This is a genomic window from Kitasatospora sp. NPDC001225 (assembly GCF_053597855.1).
On record NZ_JBSFJC010000026.1, the window covers coordinates 70,971 to 82,139 of the forward strand.

An 11,169-nucleotide genomic window follows, 5' to 3' on the forward strand; every position below is an offset into this window, starting at 1 on the left:
GAGCTGTGAGCGGAGCTGTGAGCAGAGCTGCGGGCGGACCGGGTCACAGCTGCTGCGGGGCCCGCTCGTCGGCGCCGTCGGCGGTGGTGCCCGGCAGCTCCGCCAGGAGCCTGCCCTCGGAGTCGTACGCCGCGATCGCCGGGCTCACCGGACGCCGGTGGGCGGCCGGATCCGCCTCCGGCAGCGGCGGCAGCACCACGTAGTAGCCGATCCACCGCTGCATTCCGACGGTGCTGACCAGGGTGGCGACGGTCGCCCTGCCCCCCGTGAACGCGACGATCCTCGCCGGGGCGACCGGGCCCAGGTAGAAGCTCGCGACGATGAAGCGGTCGCGGTCGCCGTGCGACTGGGCGTAGAGGGCGGGTCTGTCGTGCTCCAGGTTGTCGCTGCGCACGTCCCGGCAGTCCGTGCCGGAGTCGGAGCCGTCCGGCTGGTAGTTGTCGCACTTCTCGAACGGGCTGACCCACATCCGGGCGCCGGCCGCCATCTCGATGCGCTGCCCCGGGCCGACCTGCCGTACCGGCGAGAGCGGCAGCGGCGTGGCGGTGACCGTGGGGCTCGGCGTGGCGGTGGGCGTGGGGCTCGGGACGGCGACGGGGCTGAACGCCGCCCCCGCCTCGCCCGCGACCTGCCCGACGTGCCGGGCGCTGCCGGCCGTCACCGCCGTCGCCCCGCAGACCAGCGCCACCGCGACCGCGGCCGCGGCGGTCCCGGCTCTGCGCCTGGCCCGGCGCCGTCGGGCGGCGGCGATGATCGGCACCGGGTCCGGCCCGGTCGCGTACGGGTCCTGGTCCTTGAGCAGTTCGCCGAGCCGGTGTTCGAAGCTCATACCGTCACCTCGATGTGCGTCGTGGGACTCGCCGGCACGCCGGAACGGTCGGCGAGTTCGGGCAGTGCGCGCAGCTTCGACATGGCCCGGTGCAGCGTGCTCTTCACCGTGCCCTGGGCGATGCCCAGTTCGGCCGCGACGGCGGCCTCGCTGAGGTCCCCGTAGTACCGCAGCACGACGACCGTCCGCTCCCGGCGGGTGAGGGTGCCCAGCGCCTGGTGCAGCAGGGCGCGTTCGGCCTGCCGCTCGGCGAGGTCGTCGGAGAGCGGCCGGTCGGGGGTGTGCTCGACGGGCAGCTCGTGGTTGCGCAGTCGGCGCCACCAGTCGCGGTGCTGGTTGACCACGATCCGGCGGACGTACGCGGTGGGGTCGTCCCCGGTGATCCGGTGCCAGTGCAGGTAGGCGCGCTCCAGCGCCGACTGCACGATGTCCTTGGCCCGGTCCGGGTCGCCGGTCAACAGCTCGGCCAGCCGCAGCAGTTGCCGACCGCTCCCGGCGACGAACTCGCTGAACTCGTCGTCCTGCCGCTGTCTCTGCTCGCGTTTCACACCCGTCCTACTCCTCGGGCGGACCGCGAGGTTCGGTCCGCCCGAGGAGTTTTTCCGACCGGTGGGTCCTCCGACCGGGGTCCGGCCGGTCGGGGTGCGGGGCCGGGTCAGACGGCGCTGCCGGCCTTCCAGGCGGCCCAGCCCATGTTCCAGCCGTTCAGGCCGTTGTCCGGGGCGACCGTCTTGTCGCCGGAGTTCACGACCTCGACCACGTCGCCGACCATCGAGGACTTGTAGAACTTGAAGCCGTCCGTACCGCTGTCCTGGGCGCCCTGGGCGTCCCGGAGGCCGATGCAGCCGTGGCTGGTGTTCTGGCCGCCGAAGATCGACGGCGAGGACCAGTAGTTGCCGTGGATGAAGGTGCCCGAGGTGCTGAGGCGCTGGGCGTGCGGCACGTCCGCGATGTCGTACTCGCTGCCCAGGTTGACGGTCTGCGAGTTCATCCGGGTCTGGGTGTACTGCTCGGAGATCACCATCTTGCCGCCCCAGGTCATGTGCTCGGGCGAGCCGCCGGAGATCTTGTAGACCGCGCTGACCTGGCCGTCGGTGGTGACGGTGAGCTTCTTGGCGGCGAGGTCGGCGACGCTGGTCTGGGCCCGGCCGATGGTGAAGCTCACGTCCTTGGACTGGGTGCCGTACACGCCCTTGGCGCCCTCGACGTCCTTGAGCCGGAGCTTGAGGGTGACCTTGGTGCCCTTGGCCCAGTACTCCTGCGGCCGGAAGTCGAGGCGGGTGCTGGAGAACCAGTGGCCGACGATCTCGACGCCCGGCTCGGCTATCACGGTGATCGCCTGCTGGACGGCCTTGCGGTCGGTGACCGGCTTGCTGAAGTTGATCGAGACCGGCATGCCGACGCCGACCGTCGAGCCGTCCTCGGGGGTGAAGTAGCCGACGAAGGTGTTGGCCGGGGTCGCCGTGGTGAAGACGGCGTTGGAGTCCGCCTCCAGCTTGTCCTTGTCGAGGGCGGTGGCGGCGACGGTGTACTTGGTACCGCTGGCGGGGGCGGCGGCCGAGGTCCAGCCGGTGCCGTCGGCGGAGAGCTGGCCGGCCAGCTCCTTGCCGGCGGTGTCGGTGACCTTGACGCTGGTCAGGGTGCCGTTGGCGACGGCGACCTTGACCGGCTCGCTGAAGCTCGCGGAGGCGGCGCCGTCGGCCGGGGTGACGGTGATGACCGCGGCCGAGGTCTTGGGGGCGCTGCTGCCCGTGCCGCCGGAGGCCGGGGTGCCGTTCGCGCCGCCGGAGCCGCCGCTACCGCCGCTGGCGCTGTTGGCGCTGTTGTCGTTGCAGGCGGTCAGCAGCAGGACGGGCGCTCCGATCAGGCCCGCGAGGACCCCGCGTCGGCTCCAGCTGCTTCCGGCCGCCCGTCCCTGACCGTCCCGTGCCGTCACGTCGCGTCTCCCTGCTGATCATCCCGGGCATTACGGATACAGAAACGCAATACGCCCGTTCACGGTTCCATCACCGAAGGGTAAGCGATCGTATGAGATGACCCAACTTCCCGACGAACAGGGACAAAACGCCCGGCCCGCGGAGCGGACCGGGCGTTCACGGGCGGTGACGGTGAGGACCGTCACCCGACGGTTCCCCGCCCTACTCGGCGGAGCCTTCCACCGCGTACTCGTCCCACTCCTCGTCGTCCGGGTCGAACTCGGTCTGCGCCGACTCCCAGGTCGCCGAGGCGAGCTCCACGCCGGGCACGTCGCCGAGCAGCGCGACGGGGTCGATGAAGTGGGCGAGCGAACCCGACGGGTCCACCTCGATGGCCTCGACGGACTGGGCGCGCTCCTCGTCGTCGAGGTACTCGTCGGCGGTGACGGCCTCCAGGGCGGCCGCCTTGAGCGCGCCCTCGTCGGTGATCTCCGCGATGAGCTCGATCTTCACCCGGACGTAGCGCGGGGCATCCTGGTCGGTCGTTTCAGTGCTGGTCATGCGTGCGAGCGTACGGGACGGGCGCGCCCGGCGCGGCGCACGGGCGGCCGCTCGGAGTGCACCCCGCGCGCCCGGCGTGAACGGCGCGAACGGAACGTGCGACGGCGCGAACGGAAGGGGCCGGTCCCTCGGAGAAGGACCGGCCCCACCGTTCCCCGCCTGGGCTCCCCCACCCGGGAGCCGCGGGACACGCGCCGTGCGGCGCGGTGCTGCCGCGGGAGCCGCCGCACCCTGTCGACCGGCCGGGGCCGGTCAGGGGCGGGACGACGGCGCCTCCCGCGGCGGGAGGACACAGCGGCCGGGTCAGGGCCACCCGATGTGTCCGGAGCCGACCGCGGTCGCCGGGGAGCCGCTCCCGGACGGTTGCCGTCGCCTCACTCGGCGTCCTGCCGTTGACCACCACGATGCCCGAGCCGTGTTAACCACGTGCTGCGGACAGGTGACGCCGGTGTACCACTTCCCCCGTGGACGAATCCTCCGCATCCATCCGCGGGGGGCGGTGGTGACGCCGGGTCAGTGCTGGGCGCGGCCGGTCAGGAAGCCCAGCAGGTCCTGGCGGGTGACGATGCCCTGCGGCTTGCCCTCGACCAGCACGACGGCCGCGTCGGCCTTCTCCAGCACGGTCATCAGGTTGGTGACGGTCTCGCCCGAGCCGACCACCGGCAGCGGCTTGGACATCACCTTGTCCAGCGTGTCGGTGAGCTCGATGTCCTTGGCGAAGATGCCCTCCAGCAGCAGCTTCTCCACCACCGAGCCGATCACCTCGCCGGCCATGATGTCCGGGTGGCCGGCGCCCGGGGAGACCACCGGCATCTGCGAGACGCCGTACTCGCGCAGCACCCGGACCGCCTCGGCGACCGTCTCGTTGGGGTGCATGTGGACGAACTGCGGGACGCCGCCCTGCGCGAGGGACTCCTTGCGGGCCAGCACCTCGCCGATGTGCGCCTCGTCGGTGGCCGAGGGCAGGAAGCCGTAGTCGGCCATCCAGTCGTCGTTGAAGATCTTCGACAGGTAGCCGCGGCCGCCGTCCGGCAGCAGCACCACGACGACGTCGTCCGGACCGAGCTTCTTGGCGACCTCCAGCGCGGCCACCACGGCCATGCCGCAGGAGCCGCCGACCAGCAGGCCCTCCTCCTTGGCCAGGCGGCGGGTCATCTGGAACGAGTCCTTGTCGGAGACCGCGACGATCTCGTCCGCGACACCGCGGTCGTAGGCGGTCGGCCAGAAGTCCTCACCGACGCCCTCGACCAGGTACGGCCGGCCGGTGCCGCCCGAGTAGACCGAGCCCTCCGGGTCGGCGCCGATCACCTTGACCCTGCCGCCGGAGGCCTCCTTCAGGTAGTTGCCGGTGCCGGAGATGGTGCCGCCGGTGCCGACGCCCGCCACGAAGTGGGTGATCTTCCCGTCGGTCTGCTCCCACAGCTCCGGGCCGGTGGAGTGGTAGTGCGAGGCCGGGTTGTCCGGGTTGGAGTACTGGTCCGGCTTCCAGGCGTTCGGGGTCTCCCGGACCAGGCGGTCGGAGACGTTGTAGTAGGAGTCCGGGTGCTCCGGGGCGACGGCGGTCGGACAGACGACCACCTCGGCGCCGTACGCGCGCAGGGTGTTGATCTTGTCGGTGGAGACCTTGTCAGGACAGACGAAGATGCACTTGTAGCCCTTCTGCTGGGCCACGATCGCCAGGCCGACACCGGTGTTGCCGGAGGTCGGCTCGACGATGGTGCCGCCCGGCTTGAGGGCGCCCGAGGCCTCGGCGGCCTCGATCATGCGCATCGCGATGCGGTCCTTGACCGAGCCGCCGGGGTTGAAGTACTCGACCTTGGCCAGCACTGTCGCGCTGATGCCCTCGGTGACCTTGTTCAGCTTGACCAGCGGCGTGTTGCCGACGAGGTCGATGATCGAGTTGTGGTACCGCACGGGGATCCTCCCGGTCTGTGGGCATGCGATTTCGGTACTGCGGAGTTCGGTACTGCAAAGCGTAGGGCGTGGCACCCGCCCCGCGGCTCCCCTCCTGCACCCCTCCCCCAATGGCCCACCCCCAGCGGCACCCCCGGTACTCCCGCCCTCCGCACGGGTAAGAGCGCTGTGCAGGCATGGCCGTGGCCCCGGAGGGGCCGGCAGGAGAGCACGTGAAGGGGGCACCGGATGCCAGGGGCACGGGACTCGCGGGCCCGGGTGGCCCGCCGGATCGCCACCGCGGCGGCGTACGGCGGCGGCGGCCTCGGCCTGCTCGGGGTGGGCGTCGTCGGCCTGCTGGTGACCGAGAGCAGACTCGCCATCCAGGCCATCGGCGTCCTGGAGACCGTCCCGCCCAAGGCGGACGGCGTCTACGGGGAGGCCTTCGCCGACCGCGCCGCCGACCCGCAGGCCCCGCTCGTGCTGGCCGTCCTCGGTGACTCCACCGGCGCCGGCCTCGGCGTGGCCCGGGCCGGCGAGACCCCGGGCGCGCTGCTGGCCGCGGGCCTCGCCTCGGTGGCCGAGCGCCCGGTCCGGCTGGTCAACGTGGCCCGCTCCGGCGGCCGCTCCGCCGACCTCTCCGGCCAGCTGGAGCAGGCCCTGCCGCACCACCCGGACGTCGCCGTCATCATGGTCGGCGCCAACGACGTGACCCGGCACAGCCCGGCCCAGCTGGCCGTCCGCCAGCTCGGCGAGGCCGTCGCCGCCCTGCGCGCCAACGGCTGCGAGGTGGTGGTGGGCACCTGCCCGGACCTCGGGACGATCAAGCCGGTGCGGCCGCCGCTGCGCTGGGTGGCCCGCCGGCTGAGCCGGCAGCTGGCCGCCGCGCAGACCATCGCGGTGGTGGAGGCGGGCGGCCGGACGGTCTCGCTGGGCTCACTGCTGGGCCCGGAGTTCGCCGCCCGCCCGGAGATGTTCGCCGCCGACCGCTACCACCCCTCCGCCCAGGGCTACGCGACCGCCGCGATGGCCGTGCTGCCCTCGGTCTGCGCCGCGCTCGGGCTCTGGCCGGAGGAGGAGCGTCCTGCCACGGCCGTCCCGGGCGGCGCGGTGCTGCCGGTCGCGGTCGCGGCCGCCACGGCGGCCGGTCGGGAGGGCACCGAGGTGGCGGCCGTACCGGCGGAGGGCACGGGCCGCCGCTGGGCCCAGTTGAGGCACCGGCTGCGGATCGGTCTGCCCGGCCCGGAGAGCGGGAAGGAGGCTGGTACGACCCCCGACGGGGGCCCCGGGAATACGTCGGCCAGCTCACACGCTGCGGCGGGTGACGCCTGATCTACCAGGCGGTAACTTTCCTCCCGGACGTCAGGTCCGCCGTCACCCAGCGAGGAGCCCGCCATGCCCGAAGCCGTCATCGTCAGCGCCACCCGTTCGCCGATCGGCCGGGCCTTCAAGGGCTCGCTCAAGGACGTCCGCCCGGACGACCTGACCGCCCACGTCATCCAGGCCGCCCTGGCCAAGGTCCCGCAGCTCGACCCGCGCGAGATCGACGACCTGATGCTGGGCTGCGGCCTGCCCGGCGGCGAGCAGGGCCACAACCTGGCCCGCATCGTGGCCGTCCAGATGGGCATGGACTACCTGCCGGGCGCCACCATCACCCGCTACTGCTCCTCCTCGCTCCAGACCACGCGGATGGCGCTGCACGCGATCAGGGCGGGCGAGGGCGACGTCTTCGTCTCGGCCGGCGTGGAGACCGTCTCGCGCAGCGTCAACGGCACCTCGGACGGCCTGCCGGGCACCATGAACCCGGTCTTCGACGAGGCCCAGGCCCGTACGAAGAAGCGCGCCGAAGAAGGTGGCGGCGAGTGGCACGACCCGCGCGAGGACGGCCTGGTGCCGGACGCCTACATCGCGATGGGCCAGACCGCCGAGAACCTGGCCGCGCTCAAGGGCATCACCCGCGCCGAGCAGGACGAGTTCGGCGTCCGCTCGCAGAACCTCGCCGAGGCCGCCATCAAGGCCGGCTTCTGGGAGCGCGAGATCACCCCGGTGACGCTCCCGGACGGCACCGTGGTCAGCACGGACGACGGCCCGCGCGCCGGCGTCACCCTGGAGGGCGTGGCCGGCCTGAAGCCGGTGTTCCGCCCCGACGGCACCGTGACCGCGGGTAACTGCTGCCCGCTGAACGACGGCGCGGCCGCGCTGGTGATCATGTCCGACACCAAGGCCCGCGAGCTGGGCATCACCCCGCTCGCCCGGGTGGTCTCCACCGGTGTCAGCGCGCTCTCCCCCGAGATCATGGGCTACGGCCCGGTCGAGGCCTCCAAGCAGGCGCTCAAGCGGGCCGGCCTGACCATCGGTGACATCGACCTGGTCGAGATCAACGAGGCCTTCGCCGCCCAGGTGATCCCCTCCTACCGTGACCTCGGCGTCGACCTGGACCGGCTGAACGTCAACGGTGGCGCGATCGCGGTCGGCCACCCCTTCGGCATGACCGGCGCCCGGATCACCACCACGCTGATCAACTCCCTGCAGTGGCACGACAAGCAGTTCGGCCTGGAGACCATGTGCGTCGGCGGCGGCCAGGGCATGGCGATGGTCGTCGAGCGCCTCAGCTGACCCTCCGGGCGCCCTCCGAAGGGTCTGGACCACCCATTTGGAGTGACGCAGCGTAATTGAGGGCCGGATCACACCGAGAGGTCGATCCGGCCCTCATTTCGTTCGTTTTCGACCCGGAAATCGACACTGCGGAGCGGATCAACTCCACTGCGTAGAACGGTGTTACCTAACAATTTGGGGACAAGAGCGAAAGTCCGGGATGAATTGGACATTCGCCCCTGCGGTAACAGCCCCGCATGCGGCAGTGTGGACACGTAACCCCGTTCCGCTCCTCGCTAGGAGTACGTTCCGTGAGCGCCGTCTACACCATCCTGCTGCTGATCCTGATCGCCGTGTCGACCGCCGTGCTGCTCCACCTCCGCGGGCTCTCCCGCCGGCTGGACGCACGGGCCGCGGCCCCGTCCGCGCCCGCACCCGTGGACGAGGCCGCGATACGCCGGGCCGTCACCGAGGCGCTCGCCGCCGACCGCGAGCGGGAGATCACGGAGGCCCGGGCGTTCTGGGCCGAGCAGGAGGCCCGCGCGGCCGAGGACGCGCCGCTGTTCGACTCCCCGTTCTCCGGCACCTTCTCCGGCACCGAGGAGTGGCCGCTCTTCTTCCCCCGCCCCACCGGCCCGCAGGACGCCGTCGACAACGCCGGGACGATGGACCCGGAGTTCGGCGAGGCGCTGCGCTCCGCGCTGGAGGACCTGATCAACGACGGCGGCTCCGCCCCGGCCGAGCCCGGCGGCGAGGGCGGCGTGCCGCTGCGCCCCGGCCACCCGGCCGGCGAGACCAAGGACGCCCGGGCCCGCCGCGAGGCCGACCTGCTGGCCACCGGCCTGGAGGCCGGGCTGCTGGACGCCGACCAGGCCGTCGAGGAGGCCCCGGTCGCCGCGCCCGACCCGCGCCGCCACCCCTCGCACCCCGACTTCGTGCCCAGCCAGGCGCCGTCCCGGGAGTGGACGGACAGCCGGCTGGCCGCCCTCGCCGAGGAGGCCGTCGCCCTGGTCGACGTCCGCCCGGGCCCGCTGGGCACCCTGGACGTGTACGCCTTCGCCGACGGCACCACCCTCTGCGTGGCCCCGGGCGACCGGGAGGCCGCCTACCGGCTGATCGACGCGGTCCGCGCCGGTGAGCACGTCCGGCTGCTCGGCGGCTCGCGCTTCTCCGGCTCGTACTCGCTGACCTTCTCCACCGACGAGGAGGCCGTCTATGTGCTGGCCGACCGGGTGGTCGCCAGCATCTGACACCGGCTCACCAGCAGCAGCGCGCCGAAGGCCGGCCGGGTCACGGGGTTACCGACCCGGCCGGCCTTCGGCGTGTCCGGACTCCTCCGGGCCTCAGCCGCAGAGCGCCGCCGTCTCCCGCGCCGCCGCCACCGCCCGGGCCAGCACCGCGGCCGCCGCCACCGGCCCCTCCGGCAGCCCCACCAGGGCGTCCTCCCGCAGCCCCGCGAGCGCGGCCGCCAGGTCGTGCCCGGCGACGGCCAGCTGGTCCCCCACCGCGAAGGCCCCGGCGTCCGGGAACTCCCGCCGCGGGCCGCCCTCCACCGCCGCCGTCAGCGCGACCAGCCGCCGGGCCAGCTCCAGCGCGGCCGCCGCCCGCGACCCGTACCCGGGCACGGCGCCCAGCAGCCTGCTCTGCGGCAGCGAGCGGAAACGATCCGCCAGGGACTCGACGGCTTCGACCAGGGGGTCCACGTCCAGGGGCGCTACGTCGTGGGGCTCTACGTCATGCATGGCAGCGAGCCTAGGCGAAAAGCCGCCGGGCCCCGGAGCGAGTCGCTGCGGGGCCCGGCGGCAGTGGTTCACGAAGGAAGGGACCGTCAGTCGTCGCCGCGCAGGATCGCGATCAGCCGCAGCATCTCCATGTAGATCCAGACCAGCGACAGGGTCAGCCCGAAGGCGGCCCGCCAGGACTCCCGCTGCGGGGCGCCCTGGGCGATGGCCTCCTCGATCGCCGCGAAGTCCAGCGACAGGAAGAAGGCGCCCAGGCCGATGCCGACCAGACCGACCACGATGCCCAGCGGGCCGGAGCGCAGGCCCATGTCGGCACCGAAGGCCATCGCGATCATGTTGACCATCATCAGCAGCACGAAGCCCAGGGCGATCGCGATGCCGATCCGCTGGTACCGGGCGGTGACCCGGATCCGGCCGCTCTTGTAGGCGAACAGCATCGCCCCGAAGACCGCCGCCGTACCCAGCACCGCCTGGATCACGATGCCGTTCAGCATGGTGTTGAAGGCGTGCGAGACGGCGCCCATCGCGAAGCCCTGGAGGGCCGCGTAGGTCAGGATCAGCGGCGGGCTGACGCTGCGCTTGAACGAGACCACCAGGCCGACGACCATGGCCACCAGGCTGGCGGCGATCGCGAAGCCGAAGTTCTCGAACGGCAGCGCGAACCAGGCCACCGCGCCGGCGACGACCAGCGTCAGCAGCGTCATGGCGGTGCGGGCGACCACGTCGTCCAGCGTCATCCGCCCGGTGGCCGCCGGGCCCGCCGAGGGCCCGTTGTACAGCTCGTAGAGCTGCTCGTCGGTCATGGGCTGGCCCTGCGGCTGCTGCTGGGCGTAGGGCGTACCCGCGTAGGGGTTCTGGCCGTACTGGTTCTGGCCGTGCTGGGTCCCGGCCTGCGCGGTACCGAACCCCGCGTAGCCGGAGTCGCGGGTGAAGGACCCCTCCCGCGAGAAGACCGGGTTGCTGCTTCTCATTGCTCATTCCCTCCGTGGCGGCACTGCACCGCCCATGCACAAGGGTAATGGCTTGGCAAAAATTCCGGGATACGCCGCGAGGAGGATCCGGTGAACAACGACCGGCGGGGACGCCGTCGCGCCCCCGCCGGGTGATCGGTGCCCGGAGCCGGACTCGAACCGGCACGGCCTCGCGGCCAAGCAGTTTTAAGCTGCCCGTGTCTGCGTTCCACCATCCGGGCGTCTGTGGGACCCCCTGAGCCTAGTCTCCCGGATCACCCTTTCGCATGTTCCCAGCCCCGGAAGTTGTCATGTTTCCTTGCCATCTGACGAACTGTCCGGGATTCGGCCACGAAGGATATCCGTTCCGGCCACCCGTCCGCCTCAGGGTTCACGTCATACCGCAGGAGGAGGGGGTCGCCCGCCCCTACGCCCAGCGGTGGTAGGACCAACCGTCCGGCGGAGCGACGCAGAACCATGATCACGTCGCGGAGCATGGAGGTACAAGTCCGCGAGCACTAGGAGTCCCCGTGACCACGTCGACCGCAACCGCCGTCCGCACCGGCCTGGCGGCCGCCCGAGCCACCGGCCTGAACAAGGTCTACGGGGAGGGGGAGACCCGCGTCGTCGCCCTCGACAACGTCAGCGTCGTGTTCCCCCAGGGCGAGTTCACCGCCATCATG

At 72.3% G+C, this 11,169-nt stretch carries 10 protein-coding genes, 1 tRNA gene and 1 pseudogene; 4 read left to right on the plus strand and 8 right to left on the minus strand.

Annotated elements, in window-relative coordinates; translation table 11 throughout:
• Positions 1–43: 43 nt before the first annotated feature.
• The 5 genes from ACWDCZ_RS11935 to ACWDCZ_RS11955 all read right to left on the minus strand — a co-directional run bounded on the left by ACWDCZ_RS11935 (position 44) and on the right by ACWDCZ_RS11955 (position 5,220).
• Positions 44–829 carry a hypothetical protein gene (locus tag ACWDCZ_RS11935; protein ID WP_449815860.1) on the minus strand — a complete coding sequence of 262 codons (786 nt, stop codon included), beginning with the start codon at positions 827–829 and terminating at the stop codon, positions 44–46.
• Positions 826–1,377 carry a SigE family RNA polymerase sigma factor gene (locus ACWDCZ_RS11940; RefSeq protein WP_074001306.1) on the minus strand — a complete coding sequence of 184 codons (552 nt, stop codon included), beginning with the start codon at positions 1,375–1,377 and terminating at the stop codon, positions 826–828. The genes ACWDCZ_RS11935 and ACWDCZ_RS11940 overlap by 4 nt, the downstream gene beginning before the upstream one ends.
• 107 nt (positions 1,378–1,484) lie before the next feature.
• A complete protein-coding gene (locus ACWDCZ_RS11945; RefSeq protein ID WP_259316724.1) occupies positions 1,485–2,765 on the minus strand; it encodes a L,D-transpeptidase in 1,281 nt (426 codons plus the stop codon).
• 202 nt (positions 2,766–2,967) lie between these two features.
• Complete coding sequence (locus ACWDCZ_RS11950) at positions 2,968–3,306, minus strand: hypothetical protein (protein ID WP_063780291.1); 339 nt, start codon at positions 3,304–3,306, stop codon at positions 2,968–2,970.
• 513 nt (positions 3,307–3,819) lie between these two features.
• On the minus strand, positions 3,820–5,220 hold the full coding sequence (locus ACWDCZ_RS11955) for a cystathionine beta-synthase (protein ID WP_074001305.1): 1,401 nt from the start codon (positions 5,218–5,220) through the stop codon (positions 3,820–3,822).
• Positions 5,221–5,448: 228 nt separating this feature from the next.
• Here ACWDCZ_RS11955 and ACWDCZ_RS11960 point away from each other — a divergent pair, with 228 nt between their 5' ends.
• The 3 genes from ACWDCZ_RS11960 to ACWDCZ_RS11970 all read left to right on the plus strand — a co-directional run bounded on the left by ACWDCZ_RS11960 (position 5,449) and on the right by ACWDCZ_RS11970 (position 9,044).
• Positions 5,449–6,531 carry an SGNH/GDSL hydrolase family protein gene (locus ACWDCZ_RS11960; RefSeq protein WP_387968506.1) on the plus strand — a complete coding sequence of 361 codons (1,083 nt, stop codon included), beginning with the start codon at positions 5,449–5,451 and terminating at the stop codon, positions 6,529–6,531.
• A 63-nt stretch (positions 6,532–6,594) separates the two neighbouring features.
• Positions 6,595–7,815: an acetyl-CoA C-acetyltransferase gene (locus ACWDCZ_RS11965; RefSeq protein WP_117489325.1), complete on the plus strand. Its 1,221-nt coding sequence runs from the start codon at positions 6,595–6,597 to the stop codon at positions 7,813–7,815.
• Between the two features lie 290 nt (positions 7,816–8,105).
• Positions 8,106–9,044 carry a hypothetical protein gene (locus tag ACWDCZ_RS11970; protein ID WP_449815861.1) on the plus strand — a complete coding sequence of 313 codons (939 nt, stop codon included), beginning with the start codon at positions 8,106–8,108 and terminating at the stop codon, positions 9,042–9,044.
• A 93-nt stretch (positions 9,045–9,137) separates the two neighbouring features.
• Here the strand turns inward: ACWDCZ_RS11970 and ACWDCZ_RS11975 are convergent, their stop codons facing one another.
• The 3 genes from ACWDCZ_RS11975 to ACWDCZ_RS11985 all read right to left on the minus strand — a co-directional run bounded on the left by ACWDCZ_RS11975 (position 9,138) and on the right by ACWDCZ_RS11985 (position 10,728).
• Entirely contained in the window at positions 9,138–9,536 is a 399-nt protein-coding gene (locus tag ACWDCZ_RS11975; protein ID WP_387968508.1) for a hypothetical protein, read from the minus strand.
• An 86-nt stretch (positions 9,537–9,622) separates the two neighbouring features.
• Positions 9,623–10,507: a Bax inhibitor-1/YccA family protein gene (locus ACWDCZ_RS11980; protein ID WP_074001301.1), complete on the minus strand. Its 885-nt coding sequence runs from the start codon at positions 10,505–10,507 to the stop codon at positions 9,623–9,625.
• Between the two features lie 139 nt (positions 10,508–10,646).
• Positions 10,647–10,728: transfer RNA gene (locus ACWDCZ_RS11985), tRNA-Leu, on the minus strand.
• 288 nt (positions 10,729–11,016) lie between these two features.
• On the opposite strand from ACWDCZ_RS11985, the pseudogene ACWDCZ_RS11990 reads away from it, so the two are divergent.
• Positions 11,017–11,169 (plus strand): annotated as a pseudogene (locus tag ACWDCZ_RS11990) (ABC transporter ATP-binding protein); the annotation flags it as partial.

Excerpts from the sequence above, each read along its gene's own strand:
- ACWDCZ_RS11980 (WP_074001301.1), bottom strand. The coding sequence starts at position 10,507 with ATGAGAAGCAGCAACCCGGTCTTCTCGCGGGAGGGGTCCTTCACCCGC.
- ACWDCZ_RS11960 (WP_387968506.1), top strand. The coding sequence starts at position 5,449 with ATGCCAGGGGCACGGGACTCGCGGGCCCGGGTGGCCCGCCGGATCGCC.
- ACWDCZ_RS11975 (WP_387968508.1), bottom strand. The coding sequence starts at position 9,536 with ATGCATGACGTAGAGCCCCACGACGTAGCGCCCCTGGACGTGGACCCC.
- ACWDCZ_RS11950 (WP_063780291.1), bottom strand. The coding sequence starts at position 3,306 with ATGACCAGCACTGAAACGACCGACCAGGATGCCCCGCGCTACGTCCGG.
- ACWDCZ_RS11935 (WP_449815860.1), bottom strand. The coding sequence starts at position 829 with ATGAGCTTCGAACACCGGCTCGGCGAACTGCTCAAGGACCAGGACCCG.
- ACWDCZ_RS11965 (WP_117489325.1), top strand. The coding sequence starts at position 6,595 with ATGCCCGAAGCCGTCATCGTCAGCGCCACCCGTTCGCCGATCGGCCGG.